Genomic DNA, 23533 nt, shown 5'->3' with positions numbered 1-23533 from the left:
CGGCATCATGCTCTAGCCGTGGACGAAGAAGCAGCACAGGCGCCGGCGGGCGTTCCCGGCGCGGCGCCCCCGGCCATCGTGGTGATGGGTGTCGCCGGTTGCGGCAAGTCGGCTGTCGGCATCGCGCTGGCGGCCGGACTGGATGCCGTCTTCATCGAAGGCGACAGGCTGCATCCGCCGGAGAATGTGGCGCGCATGGCAAGCGGCGAGCCGCTCACCGACCAGTTGCGCGAAGGCTGGCTCGACGCCATCGGCGAGCGCATCGTGACGTCGATCGGCGAAGGGCAGGGCGTGGTCGCGGCCTGCTCGGCGCTGAAGCGCAGCTACCGCGAGCGCCTGCGCGGTTTTTGCCCCGACCTCATCTTCCTCTATCTGGGGATCGACCCGGCGACGGCGAGGCAGCGGGTCGCCAGCCGCAAGGGCCATTTCATGCCGGCAAGCCTGGTCGACAGCCAGTTCGCCATCCTTGAGCCGCCGCGCAGCGATGAGCGGGCGCTGACGATCGACGCGACGCGTCCCGTCGCCGATGTCGTCGCGGACGCAATGCATCTGCTGGCCAATTCATGAGCCGGTACCCGTCGCCTGTCATGGCATCGCCATGGGCGATCATGGAATCTTACGATGACAAACGCCGCCCCTGGCCGTCGATCTAAATCTGCGAGGACAGCTCGACCGGGAAATCGTCGTTATCGGCATCGCGCATGGCGGCGAGGCTTCTGTTATCGAGCACCTCGGCAATCGCCTGGCGCACTTCCAGCATCATGTGCCGGACCTGGCAGGTCGCCTCGTCGCAATCCTCGCAGCGCTGGTACTGCGTGCGGCTGGCGCAGGGTATCGGCGCCAGCGGGCCGTCCAGCACGCGTACGACATGGCCGATCTTGATCTCGGAGGCAGGGCGGGCGAGGCGATAGCCGCCTTCCTTGCCTTTGCGGCTCTGGACGAAGCCGGCATTGCGCAACTCGCCCAGGATGGCGTCGAGGAATTTCTTCGGGATGTTGTTGGCGACCGCGATGTCGTTGACGAAGGCCAATTGGCCGACCGGCAAGCCGGAAAGATGCACGAGGGCCTTGAGGCCGTATTTGCCTTTTTTTGTCAGCATGCCCGAGTCAACCCGTTGAAGCCCCAACCACCCCGCATCTGGCGGCTGTTTGTGTGCAAATAATGACGGTTTCGCCGCGCGATGATATTTCGCGAAAACAAGACGCCGAATGGCACGTTAGGCACAAACGCGTTGATTCTTTGTAACGTTTTGCCGGGATGGCGCCGTATTCGTCCTGGCGCATGGCAGAAACGAAGAAAGCCGGCTCATTGCCGGCTTTCCTCATCTGTTCAATCCATAAGGCAACCCGTCAGCGGCTGCCATAGGCCTGGTCGAGCAGGCCGCCCGGGGCGAAATGCTCTTTCTGGATCTTGTCCCAGCCGCCGAAGACGTCTTCCACAGTCAGCAGGCGTACCTGTGGGAAATCGGCCTTGTATTTGGCGGCGACGGCCGCATCACGCACCCGGTTGCCGTTCTGGGCGAGGATGTCCTGGCCCTGCGGCGTGTAGAGGAAATCGAGATAGGTCTTGGCCAGTTCGCGCGTGCCGTGCTGGTCGGCGACCTTGTCGACGATCGCCACCGGGAATTCGGCGAGCAGGCTGACCGAGGGCGTCACCTGCTCGAACTTGTCGTCGCCGTACTCCTTGCGGATGCCGCGCGTCTCGGATTCGAAGGTGATCAGCACGTCGCCGATCTCGCGCTGCACGAAGGTGGTGGTCGCGGCGCGGCCACCCGTGTCGAAGATCGGCACGTTGTTGAACAGCTTGGTGATGAACTCCTTCACCTTGGCGTCGTCGCCCTTGAAGGCTTCTTTGGCGTAGGCAGTGGCCGCCAGATAGGTGTAGCGCGCATTGCCGGAGGTCTTCGGGTTGGGGAAGATCACCTGCACGTCGTCGCGCACCAGATCGTTCCAGTCCTTGATGTGCTTGGGATTGCCGGCGCGCACAAGGAACGAAGGCAGCGAATAGAAGGGCGAGGCATTGTCGGGAAAGTCCTTCTGCCAGTCGGCGGAGACGAGCCCTTTCTTGACCAGGAAATCGACATCGGTGACCTGGTTGAAGGTGACGACATCGGCGCCAAGGCCCTCGGCGATGGCGCGCGCCTGCGCCGAGGTGCCGGCATGCGACTGGTCGACGGTCACGCCCGGATGTCCGGCGACGAAGGCCTTGTTGACCTGGACGAACAGTTCGCGGCCAACGTCATAGGAGGCGTTGAGCAGCTTGTCGGCCGACCAGGCTTGGGAGGATGCGAGGAACAGGCCGGCAACAGTGGCAACGCCGAGGAAAAATCGCTTCATGAAAAAGGCTCCGGATGCAATGCGTATGCTAACCATAGCCGTGGCGCAGGGGGCGGGGCGAGGCATCGAGGCGAGGGCCTGGGTCTTGTTGCTAGAAAAACTGTTGCCCGAACAGGTGGATCGTAGGATTTTCTTTCAAGTGGCTCATGCTGTAGAGCAGATGAAAGATTAGGTCACTGCCATCGGGCGAGATATCCCTTTGGCGTACCAAAGTCGCCGTGGTCTCACGCCGCCGGAAACAACTTCCAGCGCCCCGGACGGAACGCCACCCGGCTCTTCTGGGCCGCGGGATGGCCGACAGGCAGTTCGATCTCGACCCGCTGGCGCTCGCCGCCGATTTCGAGTTCGACGCGCCGGGTGCCGGCGACGCGGCGGCTGGCGGCGACCGTGCCGGCGATGCAGCCGCTGCAGCCGTCGAGCAGTTCGACATCGTGCGGGCGAAAATACAGCGTCGCCTCACCCTCGGACGCATGCGGCGCCGACAGGCCGATCGGGCGGTCGGCAAGCCAGATTTCGCCATTCTCGACCTTGACGGGAAGTGAGCTCGATTCACCGATGAAGCCGTAGACGAAGGGCGAGTTCGGCGTGTCGTAGATATCGTCGGCGGTGCCGACCTGTTCGATGCGGCCCTGGCTCATCACCACGACGCGGTCGGCAAGCTCCAGCGCCTCTTCCTGGTCGTGGGTGACGAAGACGGTGGTGTGGCCGGTGCGGTCATGGATCTCGCGCAGCCAGCGGCGCAGTTCGCGGCGCACCTGCGCATCTAGAGCGCCGAACGGTTCGTCGAGCAAAAGCACCTTGGGTTCGATCGCCATGGCACGCGCCAGCGCGACACGCTGGCGCTGGCCGCCGGAGAGCTGTGCCGGATAGCGCTTTTCCAGCCCCGAAAGCTGGACGAGGTCGAGAAGCTCGGAGGCGCGGCGGCGGATTTCCTGCGCCGGTGGCCGCGAGGACCCGTGCCGGACTTTCAGGCCGAAGCCGATATTGTCGGCCACCGTCATGTGCCGGAACAGCGCATAGTGCTGGAAGACGAAGCCGACATTGCGCTCCTGGATCGACTTCTGCGAAGCATCCTCGTCGCCGAAGAAGATCTTGCCGCGCGTCGGCCGTTCCAGCCCGGCGATCAGCCTGAGCAGCGTCGTCTTGCCGGAGCCGGACGGCCCCAGCAAGGCGATCAGCTCGCCCGACTTGATGTCGAGCGACACGTCATGGAGCGCCGGAAACCGCTCGAACTCCTTGCGCACGTTGGCAACGCGAACTTCCATACAAATCCCTTTGTAGTTGATGCATGTCGTTGTCCCAAAACCGGCTCCCACTTTTGGGCGACATGCATTTAGTCAGTGTCCGCGCGTCGCGGCGAGTTCGGCGCCGTAGCGCATCTCGAGCAGTGTTTTCAAGACCAGCGTGACGAGCGCCAGCCCGGCAAGCAGTGAAGCGACGGCAAAGGCACCGACGGCATTGTACTCGTTGTAGAGGATTTCGACATGCAGCGGCATGGTGTTGGTCAGGCCTCTGATATGGCCCGACACCACCGACACCGCACCGAATTCGCCCATGGCGCGCGCGTTGCAAAGCAGTACGCCGTAGAGCAGGCCCCATTTGACGTTGGGCAACGTGACATACCAGAAGGTCTGCCAGCCATTGGCGCCGAGCGAAAGGGCGGCCTCCTCGTCGCCATTGCCCTGTTCCTGCATCAGCGGGATCAGTTCGCGGGCGACGAAGGGGAAGGTGACGAAGACGGTGGCCAGCACAATGCCAGGCACGGCGAACAGGATCTGGATGCCATGCGCCTTCAGCCACCCACCGAGCAACCCTTGCGCGCCGAACAGCAGCACATAGACCAAGCCCGAGATGACCGGCGAGACCGAGAAGGGCAGGTCGATCAGCGTGGTGAGAAACGCCTTGCCCTTGAACTCGAACTTGGCGATCGCCCATGCAGCGGAGATGCCGAAGACGACATTGAGCGGCACAGAGATCGCTGCGACCAGCAGCGTCAGACGGATGGCCGAGCGAGCGTCCGGCTCGCCCAATGCCAGCGTATAGGCACTGATGCCTTTCGCCAGCGCCTCGTGGAAGACGATGATCAGCGGCAAGAGCAGGAAGACGCCGAGGAAGACAAAAGCGATCGCCATCAGCACGGCTTGCGCGGGACGGCTTTCCGTCACCGCCGCCGAGCGGCTCTCATGGTAGGGTTCGTAGGATTTGATTTCGGGATCAGCCATAGCGCTTGCGGCTCCATGTCTGCACGAGATTGACGACCAGAAGCATGACGAACGATAGAGCCAGCATGATCGCCGCGATCGCGGTCGCCGCCGGGTAATTGTATTCCTCCAGCCGGATGACGATCAGCAGCGGCGCGATCTCGGATTTGTAGGGCAGGTTGCCGGCGATGAAGATGACCGAGCCGTATTCGCCGACGCCGCGCGCGAAGGCCAGCGAGAAGCCGGTGATGATGGCCGGTGCCAGGCCTGGAAACAGCACGCGGGTGATGATCTGGAAGCGGTTGGCGCCAAGCGTGGCGGCGGCTTCCTCCACCTCCCTGTCGATCTCCTCCATGATCGGCTGCACCGTGCGCACGACGAAGGGCAGGCCGATGAAGACCAGTGCCACGACGATGCCGAGCGGCGTGTAGGCGACCTTGACGCCGAGCGGCATCAGCAATTTGCCGATCCAGCCATTCGGCGCATAGAGCGTGGTGAGCGCAATGCCGGCGACCGCGGTCGGCAGGGCGAAGGGCAGGTCGACCATGGCGTCGACGATGCGGCGGCCAGGAAAGCGGTAGCGCACCAGTACCCAGGCGACCAGCGTGCCGAAGACGACATTGACGGCCGCCGCGAGGAAGGCGGTGCCGAAGCTGATTTCCAGCGCATTGATGGTGCGGCGGTCGCTGGCGATCGCCCAGAATTCAGCCCAGCCGAGCGAGGCCGAGCGCCAGATCAGCCCGGACAGCGGAATGAGGATGATGAGGGTGAGGTAGGCAAGCGAGAAGCCGAGCGTCAATCCGAAACCTGGAATGACACTCGGCTGCCTGAATCGCCACCCCGCCTGCGCGGGTGCTGTGGTCATGGAGTTCTGGATCGTCCCTTCTCACTCAACCAGATTGTCGCCGAAGAAGCGCATTCACGGGCTTCTTCGGGCTCTGCCCAACCTCACTGGGCCGGCTTGTAGATCTGGTCGAATATACCACCATCGCCGAAATGATAAGGCTGCGCCTTCTTCCAGCCGCCGAAAAGCGGATCGTCGATGGAGATCAGCTTGATGTCGGGGGTCTTGGGCAGATCCGCCGGCGCCACCAGTTCGGGCTTGGCCGGACGATAGTGGTTCTTGGCGATGATCGTCTGGCCTTCCTTGGAATAGAGCCAGCCGAGATAGGCTTCGGCCACCTTGCGCGTGCCCTTGGCATCGACGTTGGCGTCGACGATAGCCACCGGCGGCTCGGCCAGGATCGATGTCGGCGGATAGACGATCTCGAAATTGTCGGCACCGAATTCGTCGAGCGCCAGATAGGCGTCGTTTTCCCAGCCGATCAGCACGTCGCCGATGCCCTTTTGCGCGAAGGTGACGGTCGAGCCGCGCGCGCCGGTGTCGAGAACCGGGGCATTGGCGTAGAGCTTGCCGACGAATTCCTTGGTCTTGGTTTCGTCGCCGCCATCATGGGCGTTGGCGTAAGCCCAGGCGGCCAGATAGTTCCAGCGGGCGCCACCGGAGGTCTTCGGATTGGGTGTGATCACCTGGGTGCCGTCCTTGACCAGGTCGCTCCAGTCGTGGATTCCCTTGGGATTGCCCTTGCGGACCAGGAAGATGATGGTCGAGGTGTAAGGCGCTGAATTGTTTTCGAATTTCTTGCGCCAGTCGGGATTGATCTTCTTCGATTTGGAGACGATTGCGTTGATGTCGCCCTCGAGCGCCAGCGTCACCACATCGGCGTCGAGGCCGTCGATCACGGCGCGGGCCTGGGCACCCGATCCGCCATGCGATTGCTGGATGGTGATCGCCTCGCCGGTCTCGGCTTTCCAGTGGGCGGCGAAGGCCTCGTCATAGGCCTTGTAGAGCTCACGCGTCGGATCATAGGACACGTTGAGGATGGTGGTGTCGGCAAACGCGAAACCGAGCGTGCCGAACTGGACAGATGTGGCGACCAGTGCGCCGAGCAGTTTCCGGAAATGAGGTTTGGTCATTTCTGCCTCCGTTGAACCCGGGCCAAATCTAGCGAATTGATAGAAATTAGATGCATCGAATGTTGCCTTTTTTGCCCTCCTGAAGAAAATCTTCGACGATCTCCTGCCGCATCGGGAAATATTTTCCTCGCCGGCGCCCGGCGCGGATTCGAGGTCCTAACTAGGGATGCGCGGTGCCGAGGCAAGGCCGCATGGTCCGGCAAATCACTCGGCGCTCACCGGGAAATCGAAGCGCTGGGTGGGAAGGGGCTCATGCCGGAGCGTATAGTGCCACCATTCCCGCGCGTAGTTCTTGAAACCGCCGGCACGCATGGCCTCGACGAGCAGCTTGCGGTTTGCTGTCGCTTCATTGCCGAGCGGGCGATGCGCCGTCTCGCTCGTCGGGTCGAAACAGTCGAAACCGCTGCCGAAGTCGAGCGTATCGGCATCGATGGCGCCGCAGGCGGGTTTGGCGACGGATGGGCCGTCGGCCCGCGCAATCGCGACATCGACGGTCGAACCGCGCGAATGGGTCGACAACTCACCAACATAACCCTTGGCGATGAGGTCGCTACGCCGAACCCCGGGATACCATTGCGGATCGGGCGGCCCGCCTTGTCGCGTCCAGTCGCCCATGTCGGCGACGGCACGAGCAGGGCGGTAGCAGTCGAAGACGACCAGCGTCAGGCCTCGAGCGGCGATTGCCTGCTGGACGCCGGCAAGAGCTTGCGCCGCCTGCAAGGTGAGAATGCAGAGTGGTGCGTCGTAGCCGGTCACCTTGCGGTGTAGGAAATTGTCCGCGCCGGAGTAGCGGATGTCCTGGCGGATGGACGGGGCGATATCGGCGAGGCGGACGAAGCCGGCGGGGAGGGCATCGGCATGTGCCGGCAGAACGGAAGCGACAACCGTCAGCGCGTAAAAGCCAACCCGCAGAATCGCCTGGCTCACTCTATTCAACGAACACTTTCACGCTGGCCGCTCGCCCGGCCGCGTCGATCACGGTCAGCGTCGAGTAACCGGTGCCGTCCGGTTGCCAGGTCGCGGTGCGGCGGCGGTCGGTGCCAACCAGCGGTTTGCCGTTCGCAAGCCAGCGGAACGGCGCACGGCCGCCTTGCAGCTTGAGCACCAGCGGCGTGGCGTCGGCGGAATTCGTGGCGAGGTCGACGCGGGCGCCGTCCGGCGGGAAGATGATCGTCGGCGCCGGCTCGGTCGGCGTCGCCTGCACCAGGCCATCGGCGCCAGCGCCGAAGCGGGCGAGCGTCACCGGCAACTCCTCGCGCTTGGGGGTGAAGGCGCCGGGCGGCTTGCCCGGCAGCGGCACGGTCGCAAGGCCTGAGCGGACAAAGCCCTCGAACAGGATGGGAGCGGCCGAGACATAGCCGGAAAGGCCCGGCACGGCGCTGGCGTCCGGGCGACCGACCCAGACGCCTAAGACGTAGCGGCCGTCGAAGCCGACCGACCAGGCGTCGCGGTAGCCGTAGGAGGTGCCGGTCTTGTACGCGATGCCGCGCTGCAAGGCGCCTTCCGGTGGCTTGACCCCCGACAAGATGTCGATGATCTGCCAGTTCGCCTGGTCGTTGAGGATGGTGGCGGTGGTGCGCTCGGCATTCGTCGGCTCGGTGCCGTCATGCAGCGTGTGCGTCTTGCCGCCATTGGCCAGCCCCGTATAGAGCTGGACGAGATCGCGCAGCGTGACGCCAACGCCGCCGAGGCCGATGGCCAGGCCCGGCGCCTCGTTGACCGGCAGGATCGGGTTGACGCCGGCCTGACGGAAGCGCGCGGTCAGCCGCGCCGGGCCGACCGCATCGAGCACGCGGATCGCCGGCACGTTGAGCGACAATTGCAGTGCCTGGCGGACGCTGACATCGCCCTGATAGCCCATGTCGAAATTCTTGGGCCGGTAGCCGCCGAAATCGACCGGGCTGTCCTCGATCAGCGTTTCCTGCGCCACCAGCCCCTGTTCGAAGGCGAGGCCATAGATGAACGGTTTCAGCGTCGAGCCGGGCGAGCGCACGATCTTGGTCATGTCGATCCAGCCCGAGCGGCTGGCATCGAAGAAATTGGCCGAGCCGACTTCGCCCAGAATGTCGCCGGTGCGGGAATCGGCCAGCACCATGGCGACGGACAGACGCGGTCCGAGCTTGGTCGCGGCGTCCCTGGCCACCTGTTCCAGTCCTTCCTGAACGCTCTTGCGAATCGTCAGCTTGAGCGGCTCGCCGGGAACGGCCCTGGGCAGCATCGCATAGGCGGCGTGCGGGGCAAGCGCCGGCAAGGCGCGGCGCAGGCCCGACACGTCGTCAAGGGCGGCGCGCGCGGCCTCGCGTTCGCCGATCAGGCCGGACGAGACCATGCGGGTCAGTACGCGGTCACGGGCGGCATGGGCGATTGCGAGGTTGCGGTCGGGCCGGCGCTTCTCCGGCAATTGGGGCAACGCGACGAGCAGGGCGGCTTCCGAAACGGTGAGTCGCTTCGGCTCCTTGCCGAAATAGGCAAGCGAGGCGGCGCGCACGCCTTCGAGGTTGCCGCCATAGGGCGCCAGCGTCAGATAGCGTTCGAGGATCTCGCGCTTGGAGAGCCGCCGCTCGATCTGGATGGCGCGCAGCATCTGCTTGATCTTGGAGCCGAGGCTGCGGCTTTCGCGCGGCTCGATCAGACGGGCCAGCTGCATCGACAGGGTCGAGCCGCCAGAGACGATGTGGCCGCTGGCGGCGAACTGGCCGGCTGCGCGGCAAAGCGCCAGCACGTCGATGCCCTGATGGTCCCAGAAGCGTTTGTCCTCATAGGTGACCAGCATGTCGACGAACTGCTTGTCGACCTGGTCGATCCGGGTTTCGAGCCGCCAGTAGCCGTCCGGCGTGGCGAAGGCGCGCAACAGCTGGCCGTCGCGGTCCTGGACTTCGGTCGAGACCGTGAGTTCCGCCGGCAGCGGCGGCGGGAAGGCGCGGTCGAGTTCCCAGAGGGTGGCGACGGACACCGCGAGAATGCCGGCGCAGGAAGCTGCCGTTATGGCGGCGCGGCGAAGGAATCTTCTTGAAAGCATGGCGCCGCCCCTCATTGCCCTGTCGGGCATTTCTCCCCGTACAGAGACGGGGAGAAAGGAGCCTTCACAAAGGCTTTCGCCAATTTCCAAAGTTGCAGAATCGGCGCTGACGATTGCGGCAGTCCCCTTCTCCCCGTCTCTATACGGGGAGAAGGTGCTGGCAGGCGGATGAGGGGCAGCGCCATCGTCCTGTTCATGTTCACCACAGGCACCTTACGGCGCCTTGATTTCCATCATGCCGGTGGCGGTGCGGGCCGAGTATTGCGGCCGGTACATGTCTTCCACGGTTGCCGCCGGATGGGCATAGGTGCCCGGCGTCACCGCGCGCACGACATAGGCGAGCGTCAGATTGTGGTCGTGATCGCCGTCGGCCGGGTTGAACGCCGCGACGAAACGGTCGTCGCGGAATTCGAGATGAGCCGCGTCGGTCTGCGCCAGCCAGGAGAAGTTCGTCAACTGCGCGCTGGAGACCAGGCCGGGATTGTCTATCTCGAAGCCGGCCGGCAACAGGTCGGTGACCAGCAGGCGCGACGGCCAGCTGTTCTGCTCGGTGACCTTGAGCACGACGACATAGCGTTCGTTCTGGGTTGCCTCCGTCACATTTGCTTCAGTGCCGTCGAGCTTGTAGTAGGTGCGGCTGATGCTGAAGCCGTCACCGCCGGCCGGCATTGGCTGGATCGGCGACGCCACGGTGGTGACGACGGCCTGCAGCGGGGTCTTGCCGGTGTTGGCGATTTCTAGCGGGCTTTCGACCAGTTCGGAGCCGTTGACCTGGTTGGAATAGCCACCCGAATGCGGCGCGCCATTGACGGAAAGCGTGATCGAATCATTGCCTTCCTTCAGCGCGCGGGCCGCCAGCAGCATCCAGGAATCGTCCTGGGTGCTGGTCCAGCGCACTTCGGCGCGTTGCCGGGTCACCAGCTTGATCAGCTCCGGCACGACCGACGAAACCGGCTTCGATTCCGCCGCCAGCGACAGCATTGCCGCGCCGTCACGCAGCGCCGAACCGTAGTCGGAGCGGTACCAGTCGTAGTCGGTGCTCGATTTGGCGAGCTGCAGCGCGGTCTTGAAGGTCGCCTCCGAGCGCTGGGTGTCGCCGTAGAGCGCAAGGCTCGCCGCCAGCTGGGCAACGGCCATCGGGCTCGAGAAGGCTTCGAGCTGGGTGTCGGCGTAGTAGCGCAGATCGCCGATCGAGGCCTTCTTGTTGCGGGCCAGGACGTAGAGGGCGTAGGCGATCTCGCTGCCGCGGTCCTGTACGCTCTGGTCGTAGCCGAGCGAGTTCTGCAGATTGCTCAGCGCCTGGTTCATGGCAAGAGCCGGCACGTCGTATTTCTGCTCGCGCGCCCTAGTCAGGAACTCGCTGACATAGGCGTCGAGCCACAGATCGCCGGAGCCCGGGCCCCACAGGCCGAAGCTGCCGCTCGAGGACTGGTAGCTCAGCACCTTGTAGATGGCATCCTGGATACGGCCATGCAGGTCGGGGTCGCTTTCCATGCCAATGCCCGAGGCCATCTCGTTGACATAGAGAAGCGGCATGGCGCGGCTGGTGGTCTGCTCGGCGCAACCATAGGGGTAGCGGTCGAGCGTCATCAGGAGCGAGGGCACGTCGAAGGCAGCCGCCTGCGAAACGCCGACGCTGACGGAAGCACCATCAAGCAGGCTCGCCGCCAGCAGTTCCTTGTCGATGCGCAGCGCGCCGCCATTGCCCTTGAGGTCGACGACAAGGCGCGTGGTGACCGGCAATTGCGCCGGGCGCACCGGCACGTAGAGCGTCTGCTCGACCTTGGTGCCGTCGGCGTGCGCCAGCTTGATGGTGAGCGAGGCATTGCCCGGCGTCTTGGCGATCAGCGGCACGGTCAGCGTCTGGCGCTTGCCTTGGGCGAGCGTCAGTTTCTGGGGCAGCGGCTTGTCGCCCGTCGACAGGTCGCCTGTCGTGTCGATCGAGAAGGCATAGTCGCCGGCCGGGCCGTCGGTGTCGGCCACGTCAAGCCGCATCACCGCATTGTCGCCGGGCGCCAGGAAGCGCGGCAGGCCGGCGGTGATGACCACCGGGTCGCGCACGATGACATCCGACTGGGCATGGCCGACCGCTTCCTTGGTCCAGGCGACGGCCATGACGCGCACGGTGCCGTTGAACTGCGGGATGTCGAAGTCGATCCGTGCCTTGCCGTCGGCGTCGAGCTGGACCGGGCCGGAGAAGAAGGCGACCAGCTTTTCGGTGGGCGGGCTACCTTGCGCCTGCATGTTGGCGCCGTCGCCGCCGGTCCTGAGCTTGCCGGTGGTGCCCAGCGAGCCGTCGATCAGGCGGCCATAGATGTCGCGGATCTCCATGCCCAGCATGCGCTGGCCGAAGAACCAGTTCTCTGGGTCGGGCGCCTTGTAGTTGGTCAGGTTGAGGATGCCGACATCGACGGCGGCGACCATGACATAGGCGTTGGTGCCCGGCTGCACGCCGGCCACGGAAACCGGGATCGACAGCTGCTGGCGCGGCATCGTCTTGTCCGGCGGCGTCAGCGTGACCGCGAGCTTCTTGGCGCCCGGATCCACCGTCAGCCATTTCACGCCGATGGCGCGGGCCGGCATGCGCGTCTCCTGCGCATCGCCCGGCCGGAACAGGGTTGCCGTGACATAGGCGCCGGCGCCCCAATCGTCACCGACGGGAATGTCGATGGTGCTGCCGCCGGCCGGGACGGTGGCCGTGATGGTCTTCAACAGCTTGTCGGAACCGATATTGATCAGAAGTTCGCCGGCAAAATGCGGCGAGACCTTCAGCCTGGCCACTTCGCCCGCGGCATAATTGTCCTTGTCGAGAGCGATCTCCAGGCCGTCAGGCGTTTCGGTGGTGGTCGAGGCGACATACCAGCCGGCGTCGAACTCATAGCTGGTGGCCGGTCCCTCGGGATCGGAGGTTTCGACCTCGAGCCGGTACTGGCCCCAATCGACGGGAACGGAGACGGTGGCGTCGCCATCGGCCCCGAGGTCGATCTGGCCATTGGCGATCGACTTGGTGAAGGTCACCGGCTCGTAGCTCCACGAATTGTTGGAGCGGTACCACTGGTAATTGCGTTCGACCTTGACCAGCGTCCACTGCGCGCCTTTCAGCGCCTCGCGCTTGCCGGCCGGATCGACCGCAATCAGACTGAATTTGGCCGTGCCGCCCTGCGGCACTTCTTCGTCGGCGAAGTCCGGACGGATGCCGATCATATGGCCTTGCGGGCGAATGCCGATGTCGAGCGAGCGCTCGATGGCGCGGCCACCGGTTTCGCGCATGCGCACCGTCACCTTGCCGTTGACCAGCTTGGTGGTCGAGGGCAACTGATCGACGGTAACAGGGAAGGTCGCCTTGCCGTCATCGCCGACCACCGGCAGGTTGGTCAGAGGCGTCACCGTGGGCTCAGCCGACTGCTCATCGGCGAGGCCGAAGGAGAAGTTGGGGAAGCGGTCCCAGTCGCGCGCCGTCGACAGCGTCAGCTCGCCTTCCAGCGCCAGGCCCGCCGCCGGCGCGCCATAGAGGAAGCGGCCGTCAATGTTGATGTTGGCGGTTTCGCCGCGCTCGATCTCCTGCTTGTCGGCCTTCATGTCGAATTCGATGCGATCCGGCACGAAGTCCTCGACCAGGAACATCTGGCTGGCGACCGCCGGCTGCTTCGGATCGGTGTAAATCGACACCGACCAGGTGCCGCGCATGGCGTTGGGTTCGAGCGGCAGGTCGACGGCATGGCCGCCGGCCGAAGCGCCGTCGCTGACGATGCGGCGGTCCTCGACGCCGTCGGGACGCGAGAAGATGAAGGTCAGCGGCAGGTTCTCTACCGCCTTGGCGGCGCCATCGCGGGCAAGGGCGGCGACATGGACATCCTCGCCGGCGCGGTAAATGCCGCGTTCGGTCCAGGCATAGACGTCGAGCGCGCCGGGCGCCGCGCGCCCGGTGACGCCGCGGTCCGACAGGTCGAAGCCGGCCTTGGACATGTCGAGGAAGACGAAATCATTGTCGCCCTGCTTGGCCATCAGCACGGCCGGAACCATGCCGCCGTCGCCGCGCGTCAGGCCGGGGTTGAAGACCGCGTGGCCGTCGGCATCCGATGTCGCGGTGCCGAGAATCTCGTTGTTGCGGGCAACCAGCGTCAATTCGGCGCCCGCTATCGGCTTGGCCGAGCCCAGCGAACGGGCAAAGACATTGAGCCCATCCTGGCCGGTATAGGTCGACAGGCCGATGTCGGAGACGACGAACCACTGCGTCGCCAGCGAATTGTAGTCGTCGCCCTTGCCGTCGACGGCCTGCGCGGTCAGCACATAGACGCCGGGCTTGCGCTGCGGCAGCGCTTCGTCGACCGGGAAGGAGGTGGTGACCTCCTTGTTGAGGTCGTTGACGATGTCGAGCTTGCCCTGCCAGACAGGCGCGCCCATCTGCTCGGAAATGTTGGAAATGTCATAGCCGTCGAGCTGGTGCAGGAACTGGTAGCCCGACAGAAGCTGCGCCAGCGAGCGGTCGCCGATGCGGTAGAGCTTCATTTCGGCGGCGTTCATGTTGACGGTGACGACCGGAATGCCGCGGCGCGCGCCGGCCGGCAGCACGAAGCTGTCGCCGGTGAAGCGGGCGGACGGGGCGCGGTCCTGCACGTAGATCGACAGCACCACGGGAGCGGCGGTCACTTCGCCGATGGCCGCCGGCAGGCCGGCGCGGAAGGTGACGTCATAATGCTGGCCGTGTTCGAGGCCTTCGACGCAGATCTGCTTGTCCTTGGCCTCGACGCCCTTCGGCGGCGCATTGTCGACAGTCACGAACTGCGCGTAGTCGACGCCGGTCTTGACCAGTTCCTCGGAGAATTGCGCGCAGATGCGGGGCGCGCTGGTGTCGGCATCGACGCTGTGGTCGACGACACGGAAACCCTTGCGGGCCTTGAGATCGGCATAGTCGGCCTGCACGGCCGGCGACGCAACCAGCGCAAGGCTCGCCTCATAGGCCTGCAGCGCCGGGCGGTAGAGATCACGCTTGTCGAGGCCGGCGCCAAGCAGCGCCAGCACGTCCGCGCGCGTCTTGGTGGTGCGTAACAACTTATAGGCGTTGAAGGCGGCCGAAGTGGCGTTCATCGGCAAGGTCGACGCTTCGGAGGTGTTTGTGGCGGGCTGCACGGCCAGCGTTTCACGCGCCAGATTGAGCCAGAGCTGGCCATCGTCGGGCATCACCGAGACCGCGGCCTCGTATTTCTGCATGGCGGAGCGATGGTTGCCGGTCAGCACGGCCTGTTCGGCCGAGTTGATCAGGGCGGCCATGCCTTCGGTCGGCTTGTCGAAGGCCGGGCCAAGCAGCCTGTTGCGGTACTGCTGGGCCTGGTCGGCCATCCAGTTGGGGAAGAAGGTCAGTTCTGGCGGCGCGCCGATATCGGGATCGCCGTCAATGTTGACGACCTTGCCGGCGATCGCGCCATTGAAGGACTTGAGCTGGTTGTAGTCGGATTTGAGAAAGCACCATTTGGCCTTGGTGTTGTAGGTGAAGGCACGGCAGGCCGGATCGCCAAGGCATGTCGTCTTGCACTGGTCGAGGGTGACATTCTGATCGGATCTGAGATCAAAGCCGAAATAGTCGGAATTGTCCGTCGTTGCGATTCGCCGGGCCTCGGCCGCTTGCGCGACACCATTCCAGGCCAAGACATTGGCCCAGGCGAAGAAGAGAAGGATCAGGATCGACAGACCACGAGCCGCGCGCATTGCCATTACACCCTCCAGACAATTGCAGACGTCCAGGCATGTTCAAGCTCCAGTCAAGCTTGTCAACTCAGGACGCGGCAGGGTTCCGCCTGCCAACGGTTTCCTTTCCGGCCGATGACCGGTAGTACCTCCATAGGACAGGGGATCACGCATTCTTGCGGCGACGCAAAAGGTGTGAATTCCAAGCCCGTCCTATTTCAGACAATTGGATTGTGGCCCCTTTACGAGCGCTTCAGAACTTCATTCCAATTTTAGTTTTGTAACCTAGGTTGTCTTAATGCCGGCGCATGAAGAGCAGATGTCAGGAGGGACCGCGCCAGGGCGCGTGCTTCCGCGCGTCCTGCTCTTGGCCATGATGTGCGCGACCGCGCTGGCCGCCGAATCAAGGTCTGCGGCCGCTTTCGAGCTTTTCGGCATCAAGCTGTGGGGATCGTCCAACGACGAGGACGCCGATATCGTCGATCCGCTGCGCTATGCCGTGACGATCACCGCGCCCGATGCCGACAAGGATCTGGTCAAGAAGCTCGAAAACGCGTCGGCGCTGAAGGGCGATGAGGATCGGCCAGTTTCCGGTTCGCTCGGGCTGATGGCCAAGGCGCGCAGCGATAGGGAACAACTGGTCGCCGCCCTCTACGCCGATGCCCGCTACGAAGGCGTGGTCACCATCACCATCGACGGCAAGCCGCTCGACGACTTGCCGCCGGATGCCGAATTCAAGGGTCCGCAGCCGATTCCGGTGGCGATCAATATCGCCGCCGGCCCGAAATTCACCCTCGGCGACATCAGGCTGGAGGGCGACGCGGCGGGGCTGATGAGCGCCGATTACGGTCTGATATCGGGCGGCGACGCCGGATCGGGGGCGGTGCTCAAGGCCGAGGCGCTGATCGTGCGGACGCTGAAGGAGCAGGGCCGGCCGCTGGCCAAGGTGACCGACCGGCAGATCGTCGCCGATCATGCCACCTCGACGCTCGACGTGACGCTGACGGTCGCGGCCGGGCCGGTCGCCGGCTATGGCGCGACCACGGTGGAGGGCACGGAGAAAGTCGACCGCGATTTCACCGAATACATGACGGGCTTGAAGCGCGGCAAGCAGTACTCGCCGCAGGAGATCAGCGACGCACGCGACAGGCTGCTGGCGCTGGAAGTCTTCAACAGCGTGACGTTCAAGGAAGCCGACAAGCTCGATGCCGACGGCAACATCCCGATCGACGTCCAGGTCAGCGAGCGCAAGCCGCGCTATTTCGGCCTTGGCGGCACCTTCTCGAACACGGAAGGGCTGGGCCTGGAGGGCTATTGGGGCCACCGCAACCTGTTTGGTCACGCGGAAAAGCTGCGTATTGATGGCGCCATCAGCGGCATCGGCAGCAACAACCTGTCCGAGCTGAACTACAATGCCGGCATCATGTTCGAGAAACCCGGCGTGATCGGGCCGGCGTCGAAGTTCTTTGCCAGCTTCAAGACCGTGCTCGAGCATCCGGATGCGTATGACCATTTCTCGGTCAAGGGCAGCACCGGCCTGTCCTATGAACTCGACAAGAAGCAGACGGTCTCGGCGGAAGTGGCGCTCGACTATTCCAGGATCACGGATGCGTTCGGCAAGCACACCTACCTCATCGCCAGCGTTCCCCTGCAATATGTCTATGACAACAGGGATAGCAGGCTGAACCCGACCAGGGGCTTCCGGGTGCTGGCCTATGCCGAGCCGAGCTACGACATTCTGAGCGGTGCGGCCTTCCTCAAGCTGAAGGGCGAGGGATCGGCCTATCAGTCGCTGGACACTGCCTCGAAATTCGTGCTGGCCGAGCGCGTCGCCGTCGGCTCGATCGTCGGCACCGGGCTGCAGAACGTTCCGGCCGACCGGCGCTTCTACTCCGGTGGTGGCGGTTCGGTGCGCGGCTATGCCTATCAGGGCATCGGCCCGAAAGACTTCACCGGCCAGCCGATCGGCGGCCTGTCCTTCTTCGAGACCTCGGTCGAAATGCGCATAGCCGTCACCGATACGATCGGTATCGTGCCCTTCGTCGATGCCGGCACGGTGTCGACCAAGTCGGTTCCCAACTTCTCCGACGTCAAGGTCGGCGCCGGTGTCGGCCTGCGTTACGTCACGCCGTTCGGGCCACTGCGCATCGATGCGGCCGTGCCTCTCAACCGCGATCCCGGCGATCCGCATTTCGGCATCTATGCCGGCATCGGGCAGGCGTTCTGACATGAAGACGGTGTGGCGCATCCTTCGCATTGTCCTCTACACGCTGCTGATCGTGATCGCGGGCGCGATCGGCGCGCTCGTTGTCCTGACCAAGACTGAGCGCGGACGCGATAATCTCGCCGGCATCATTTCGCGGCTGGCTTCGAACGACGACCGCAAGATCACGGTCAGCGGCATTGACGGCATCTGGTCGGGCGCGCTCAGCGTCGACCATGTGGTGCTGGAAGACCGCCAGGGCGCCTGGCTGGTGGCGCGCAAGGTCGCCGTCGACTGGTCGCCGCTGGCGCTGTTGTCGAAAAGCTTCAGTGCAGGCCGCATAGCCGCCGAGCACATCGAACTGGCACGCCTGCCTGTGGCCGGCACGCAGCCGCCGGCGCAGGGCGGCACGGCGACGCTGCCGGTTTCCATCGACATCCGAGAGATCGACCTGCCGGAAATCGTGCTTGGCCAGCAACTGGCCGGCAGCGGCATCGCCGAACTCGCCTCCAAGGGGATGCTCAAGGCTGACGCGGCGCCGCTGGCGGTCGAGACGGTGCTCAACGTCACCCGCCATGACGGCAAGCAAGGCAATGTCGCCGCCAAGATCCACTTTGCGCCGGCAGACAACAGGCTGGACCTCGACCTCAAGGCATCGGAGCCGGCCGGCGGCATCATCGCCAATCTGCTCAAGCTGCCCGATACGCCGCCGGTCGACATAGCGGTCTCGGGCACCGGACCACTGGCCAACTGGAATGGCATCGCCACATTCATGGTCGACGGCAAGATCGTCACGCAGCTGACGGGCCGTCATCAACTCACCGACAAGGGCAACCACGTCGAGGCCAAGGGCGACGGCGAGTTCGCGCCCTTCCTGCCGGAAAATCTGAGGCCGCTGTTTACCGGCAAGACCAGCTTCGATGTCGCGGGCACCGCGACATCGGCCGGCGGCATCAGTGTCGACCGGGCCAGCATCGAAAGCGACGCCATCCATGGCACAGCGACCGGCATCGCCGACCCCGCCGGCGCCAGCGATCTGTCGGTCGAAATCGCCGCCAAAAGCGCGCCGGTGCAGATCGTCGTGGGAAGTGCGGCGCAACCGATCACTGTCGCGATCAGGAACGCCACCGCCCGCGCCTTCGGCGACGGCAAGGCGCCGATCATCGATATCGGTGCCTCGCTGGCTTCGGTGGTGGCGGGCGGTACCCGGCTCTACGATATTTCGGCACAGATCCATTCCGACGGCTTCGACATTCAGAACCGCGCTGGGCCGGTCGCCGTGAAGCTGGCGGCGGGCGGGCTGAAGACCGACGTGGCGACGCTGGCGCCGCTGATCACCGGCAAGGTCGATGTCGACCTCGCCGGATCGCTGAGCAAGGACGCCATCGCCATCGACCAGGGCACGCTGCGCTCCGATGCGCTCAATGCCTCGCTGACGGCGACGGTGGCGCTTGCCGACCTGTCGATGCGGCTCAAAATGAACGCCGACGCCGTGGCGACGGCCTTGCCGCCGCAGATCGCCTCGGTGCTTGGCGCACGGGTGAAGTTCTCGGCCGCCGCGACGCGCGATCCGCAAGGGGCCTTTGCCGCCAACTCGATCTCGTTGACCTCCGGCTCGCTCAGCGCCAGCGGCACCGCCAGCATGCAAGGCACGGATATCCAGGCCGACATCAAGGGCAAACTGGGCGACGTGTCGGTGTTGTCGCCGACGGTCGGCGTGCCGGTTGCCGGCGGTGTGGATTTCGCGCTGTCGGCAAGCGGCGCCAGGACGGCCCCGGATTTCACCGTCTCCGCCAACAGCGACAGCCTGACCGCCTCGGGCCGCACGGTGAAGGCGATCAAGCTGACGGCAAGCGGCAAGGCGGACATAGCGAGCCCCTCGGCCGATGTTTCGCTGACCGGATCGGTCAACGACCAGCCGCTCGATATCAAGGCGGCGCTGGTGACCAGCGAGGGCAAGCGCTCGATCAACGGTTTCCTGGTCTCGCTCGGCGACAACAAGGTTTCCGGCGACCTGGCGCTCGATGACAGGCTCATGCCGCTCGGCACGCTGACGCTCGCCGCGCCGGCAATCGACCAGCTGGCGGCACTCGCCGGCCAGGCCGTGACCGGCGACATCAACGGCACCATCCTCTTTGCCAAGGACGGCGACGCACCCTCCGTCACCATCGATGCGAAAAGCACGTCTGTCGCGCGTGGCGAAGTGACGGCCAAGGCGATTGCCGTCAACGCGCTGATCGCCAACTATCTCAAGGCGCCGGCGATCTCGGGCACCATCAAGGCCGACAGCGTCACCTCGGGCGCCACCGAGATCAGCGGCATCGGCGTCGACCTGAAGCGCGACGGCGACTGGACCAATTTCACCGGTGGCGCCACCATAGCAGGCATTCCGGCGACCGCCGCCGGCCGGGTCAAGATCGCTGAGGGCACCACCAGCGTCGAGATTGCCTCGGGCGAAGCCACGGTTCGCGGCATCAAGGCGGCAATCGCTGAACCCTCGACCCTGACCATCGCCAACGGCACCACCAGCATCGAGAAGCTGGCGCTCGATGTCGGTGGCGGTTCGGTGACGCTGTCGGGCAGCGCCGGCCAGACGCTCGATCTCGCCGCACAGTTTTCCGCGCTGCCGGCGGCCCTGGCCAATGCTTTTGCCCCCGGGCTCGATGCGGTGGGCACGCTCGGCGGCGCTGCGCAAGTGACCGGAACGCCGGCTGCCCCCGAAGTTCGGTTCAACGCACAGCTTGCAGGCGTCGAAACCAGCCAGACCCGCCAGGCCGGGCTCGGGTCGCTCGCGGTCGACGCGGCCGGCACCTACACCCTGGCCGGCGGCGTCGTCCTCGACCATGCGACGCTGTCCGGCGACAAGATTTCCGGCGAGGCCTCTGGCACCATCAATCCGAACGGCGCCAGCGATTTTGCCCTCGACCTTACATCGTCGGGACCGAGCCTGCCGCTGACGGTCGGAAGCGCCGCGAGCCCGGTGAAGATCGAGATACGGTCCTTGTCGGCCAAGGCAGCGGGCGAGACCGCGCGAGCCCGCCTGGACGTCTCCGCGATCCTGCCTTCGGTCACCACCAGCCCGGCGAAGGTGGACGGGCTCGTCCTGGCACTGCATTCGGATGCGTTCGATCTCAAGAACCGTGCTGGAGCGGTTTCAGGCACGGTGTCGGTGGACAAGGTCGGTCTCGACAATGCCGTTATCGCACCGCTGATCGCCGGCAAGGTGACGGCCGCCCTGAACGCCCGGCTGACGTCGGACGGCGTCGCCATCGACAGCGGCTCGCTCAAGAGCGATGCGCTGAACAGCCAGGTCGCCGGGCAGGTGTCGTTGCGCGATGGCGCCATCGACCTGAAGCTGCGTGCGGATGCCCCGTCATCGGCCTTGCCGGCGGCGGCGCGCGGCATGCTTGGAGAGCGCGCGCAGATCAGCGCCACGCTGAAGCGCGATCCCAACGGCAGCATCAATCTCGATGGGTTGAAGCTGGTCTCGGGCGGACTGACCGCACAAGGGCGGGCGAGCCTTGCCGACAACAAGCTGGCCGCCGACATCACCGGCGCCCTTGCCGACATCTCGCCGCTGTCGAAGGACGCCAAGGGCGCCATTGCCTTTGCGCTGAACGCACAGGGCCCGGCCATCGCCCCCGATCTGTCGCTGACGGTCAACAGCGATCGGCTTTTGGTGGCGGAGCGCGAGATCACCGGACTGAAGCTCACGGCTACCGGCAAGGCGGATGCCGCCAACCCGGCCGCGAACGTGCAACTGACCGGCAATGTCGCGGGACAAGCCTTGCAAGGCAGCGCGGTGCTGGCGACGGCGGACGGCAAGAGCGCCATCAACGGCCTGCTCCTGTCGCTCGGCAAGAACCGGATTTCCGGCGATCTGGCGCTGGACGACAAGTTCGTACCCGAAGGCACCATCTCGCTCGACCTGCCCGATATCGGCCCGCTCGCCGCGCTGGCGCTGGAAAAGGCGGAGGGCGACGTGCGCGGCACGATCGCCTTCACGAAGAACGGTGCCGCACCTCAGGTCGCCATCAAGGCGGCCACCGCCTCGATCACGCGTGGCGATCTCCAGGCGAAGGCGGTTTCCATCGATGCGCTGATCGCCAATTATCTCGCCGCACCGGTGATCTCGGGCAAGATCCGCGCCGACACCGTCAAATCGGGCGGCACCGTGATCACCGGCATCGATGTCGATCTGAAGCGCGACGGCGACTGGACCGGCTTTTCCGGTGGCGCCACGGTCAAGGGCATTCCGGCCAAGGCGGCCGGCCGCGTCAAGGTGGCCAATGGCACGACCACCATCGAACTCGCTTCCGGCCAGGCGACCGTCCAGGGCATCAAGGCGGCCATCGCCCAGGCTTCGACGGTCAGCATCGCCAACGGCACGACGACGCTGGACCGGCTGGTGCTCAACCTTGGCGGCGGCACGGCGACGGTGACCGGCAAGGTCGGGCAGGCGCTCGACATCAACGCGGCGCTGGCGAAGGTGCCGATGTCGCTCGCCAACGGTTTCTCGCCGGGTCTCGATGCCGCCGGTTCGATTTCCGGCACGGTGAAGGTGACCGGCGCGCCGGCGAGCCCTTCCGTAGCCTTCAACATAGACGCGGCCGGCGTGCAGACGTCGCAAACCCGAGGCGCCGGCGTCGGCGCGGTCGGAGTTGCCTCCTCCGGTACCTTTGCCGGCAACAAGCTGACCTTCAACGCCAATATCAGCGATGGCGCCGGCCTTGGCCTCAAGGGCGGCGGCACGGTGACGACGGCGGGCACGCCGGCGCTGGTGCTCGACTTCAATGGTGCCGTGCCCTTCGGCATGCTCAGCCAGAAGCTTGCCGCGCAGGGCTTGTCGCTGTCGGGAACAGCCACGGTCAATGTCCAGGTGCGCGGCCCGGCGACGTCGCCTGTCGTCGGCGGTAGTGTCAGCACATCGGGCGCGCGGCTGGTCGATGCCCGCTCGGGCCTGGCCGTCAACGATCTCGCGGCCGATGTCTCGATCGGCGGCGGCGTCGCCAGGATCAACCGCCTGACCGGAACATTGTCGACGCGCGGCAGCCTGTCGGCCAGCGGCACGGTCGGCATCAACCCGGCGCAAGGTTTTCCGGCCGACCTGTCGATCAAGCTCACCGACGGGCGCTATACGGACGGACGCGTGGTGACCGCCAATCTCGGCGGCGACCTGACGATCAAGGGGCCGCTGGTATCGGCACCGGCGATTGCCGGCGCCGTCAATCTCGCCAAGACCGTCATCACGGTTCCGGATAAGTTGCCGGGCTCGCTCTCGGCGCTCGACGTCAAGCACAAGAACGCGCCCGGCGCCGTCAGCGCGCAGGACAAGGCGCTGCGCCCGGCAACGACGTCGGGCAAGAGCGGCGGCAGCGGGCTTGCGCTCGACGTCACCGTCAATGCGCCGAACCAGATCTTCATCCAGGGCAGGGGCGTCGATGCCGAACTGGGCGGCTCGCTCAGGCTGACCGGCCCGGCCTCGTCGCCGCAGGCCGTCGGCACCTTCACCTTGCAGCGCGGCCGGCTGTCGATCCTGGGCAAGCGGCTGACCTTCACCGAGGGTACGGTCGGTTTCTCCGGCTCGCTGGTGCCCTATCTCAACCTGACGGCGACCACGACGACGGCCAGCGCCACCGTCACCATCGTGGTGTCGGGCGAGGCGACCAATCCGAAATTCACCTTCTCCTCGGTGCCGGCGCTGCCCGAGGACGAGGTGCTGGCGCAATTGATCTTCGGCCGGTCCATGTCGAACCTGTCGCCGCTGCAGATCGCGCAGCTGGCCGAGGCGGCCGGCCAACTGGCTGGCGTCGGCGGCTCGACGTCGCTGCTGGAGAACCTGCGCAGCGCCATCGGCGTCGACGATCTCGACGTCACCACCGACGACAAGGGCGGCACGGCGGTCTCGGCCGGCAAATACCTCAACGACCGCACCTATGTGACCATCCAGAAGGGCGACAAGCCGGGCTCGGGCAAGGCGACCATCGACCTCAATGTCGGGCGTGGCGTCAAGTTGCGTGGCGAGGCGACGGACGCCGGCGAGGCCAAGGGCGGAATCTTCTACGAAAAGGAATATTGAGGGACTGGCCCTCACCATTGCCGGGACTGGCGC

At 65.3% G+C, this 23533-nt stretch carries 13 protein-coding genes; 4 read left to right on the top strand and 9 right to left on the bottom strand.

Annotated features, from left to right (window positions below; all coding sequences use genetic code 11):
- The first annotated feature begins 18 nt into the window (after positions 1-18).
- Positions 19-567: a gluconokinase gene (locus FJV80_RS26070; RefSeq protein WP_142877807.1), complete on the top strand. Its 549-nt coding sequence runs from the start codon at positions 19-21 to the stop codon at positions 565-567.
- An 82-nt stretch (positions 568-649) separates the two neighbouring features.
- Here the strand turns inward: FJV80_RS26070 and FJV80_RS26065 are convergent, their stop codons facing one another.
- Both FJV80_RS26065 and FJV80_RS26060 read right to left on the bottom strand, forming a co-directional pair.
- The gene (locus FJV80_RS26065; protein ID WP_095773862.1) at positions 650-1099 is read right to left on the bottom strand and encodes an Rrf2 family transcriptional regulator; all 450 of its coding nucleotides are present in this window, start codon (positions 1097-1099) and stop codon (positions 650-652) included.
- Between the two features lie 250 nt (positions 1100-1349).
- Complete coding sequence (locus FJV80_RS26060) at positions 1350-2336, bottom strand: sulfate ABC transporter substrate-binding protein (protein ID WP_095773863.1); 987 nt, start codon at positions 2334-2336, stop codon at positions 1350-1352.
- On the opposite strand from FJV80_RS26060, the gene FJV80_RS34685 reads away from it, so the two are divergent.
- Complete coding sequence (locus FJV80_RS34685) at positions 2335-2508, top strand: hypothetical protein (RefSeq protein ID WP_185975266.1); 174 nt, start codon at positions 2335-2337, stop codon at positions 2506-2508. The two genes, FJV80_RS26060 and FJV80_RS34685, sit on opposite strands and share 2 nt — an antisense overlap.
- A gap of 52 nt (positions 2509-2560) precedes the next feature.
- Here FJV80_RS34685 and FJV80_RS26055 read toward each other — a convergent pair whose 3' ends face one another.
- The 7 genes from FJV80_RS26055 to FJV80_RS26020 all read right to left on the bottom strand — a co-directional run bounded on the left by FJV80_RS26055 (position 2561) and on the right by FJV80_RS26020 (position 15245).
- Complete coding sequence (locus FJV80_RS26055; protein WP_142877806.1) at positions 2561-3601, bottom strand: sulfate/molybdate ABC transporter ATP-binding protein; 1041 nt, start codon at positions 3599-3601, stop codon at positions 2561-2563.
- 72 nt (positions 3602-3673) lie between these two features.
- The gene (gene cysW, locus FJV80_RS26050; protein WP_142877805.1) at positions 3674-4558 is read right to left on the bottom strand and encodes a sulfate ABC transporter permease subunit CysW; all 885 of its coding nucleotides are present in this window, start codon (positions 4556-4558) and stop codon (positions 3674-3676) included.
- Positions 4551-5402: a sulfate ABC transporter permease subunit CysT gene (cysT, locus tag FJV80_RS26045; protein WP_095787685.1), complete on the bottom strand. Its 852-nt coding sequence runs from the start codon at positions 5400-5402 to the stop codon at positions 4551-4553. The genes cysW and cysT overlap by 8 nt, the downstream gene beginning before the upstream one ends.
- 83 nt (positions 5403-5485) lie before the next feature.
- The gene (locus tag FJV80_RS26040) at positions 5486-6514 is read right to left on the bottom strand and encodes a sulfate ABC transporter substrate-binding protein (protein ID WP_095773866.1); all 1029 of its coding nucleotides are present in this window, start codon (positions 6512-6514) and stop codon (positions 5486-5488) included.
- Positions 6515-6718: 204 nt separating this feature from the next.
- The gene (locus tag FJV80_RS26035) at positions 6719-7450 is read right to left on the bottom strand and encodes a M15 family metallopeptidase (RefSeq protein ID WP_142877804.1); all 732 of its coding nucleotides are present in this window, start codon (positions 7448-7450) and stop codon (positions 6719-6721) included.
- Complete coding sequence (gene pbpC, locus FJV80_RS26030) at positions 7443-9533, bottom strand: penicillin-binding protein 1C (protein WP_246689058.1); 2091 nt, start codon at positions 9531-9533, stop codon at positions 7443-7445. Before pbpC ends, FJV80_RS26035 begins: the two co-directional genes overlap by 8 nt.
- Before the next feature lie 213 nt (positions 9534-9746).
- On the bottom strand, positions 9747-15245 hold the full coding sequence (locus FJV80_RS26020) for an alpha-2-macroglobulin family protein (RefSeq protein WP_142877803.1): 5499 nt from the start codon (positions 15243-15245) through the stop codon (positions 9747-9749).
- Between the two features lie 271 nt (positions 15246-15516).
- Between FJV80_RS26020 and FJV80_RS26015 the strand changes: the two genes are divergently transcribed.
- Together FJV80_RS26015 and FJV80_RS26010 are read left to right on the top strand one after the other, a co-directional pair.
- Positions 15517-17445 (top strand): autotransporter assembly complex family protein, encoded by a 1929-nt coding sequence (locus tag FJV80_RS26015; protein WP_095787689.1) that lies wholly within the window; start codon positions 15517-15519, stop codon positions 17443-17445.
- 1 nt (position 17446) lies between these two features.
- Entirely contained in the window at positions 17447-23500 is a 6054-nt protein-coding gene (locus tag FJV80_RS26010; protein WP_142877802.1) for a translocation/assembly module TamB domain-containing protein, read from the top strand.
- The last annotated feature ends 33 nt before the right edge of the window (positions 23501-23533 follow it).

It is taken from the genome of Mesorhizobium sp. WSM4310, from assembly GCF_007003935.1.
Taxonomy (GTDB): Bacteria; Pseudomonadota; Alphaproteobacteria; order Rhizobiales; family Rhizobiaceae; genus Mesorhizobium.
The sequence above is the reverse complement of the archived record's forward strand: the minus strand, read 5'-3'. Positions and strand labels throughout refer to the sequence as shown.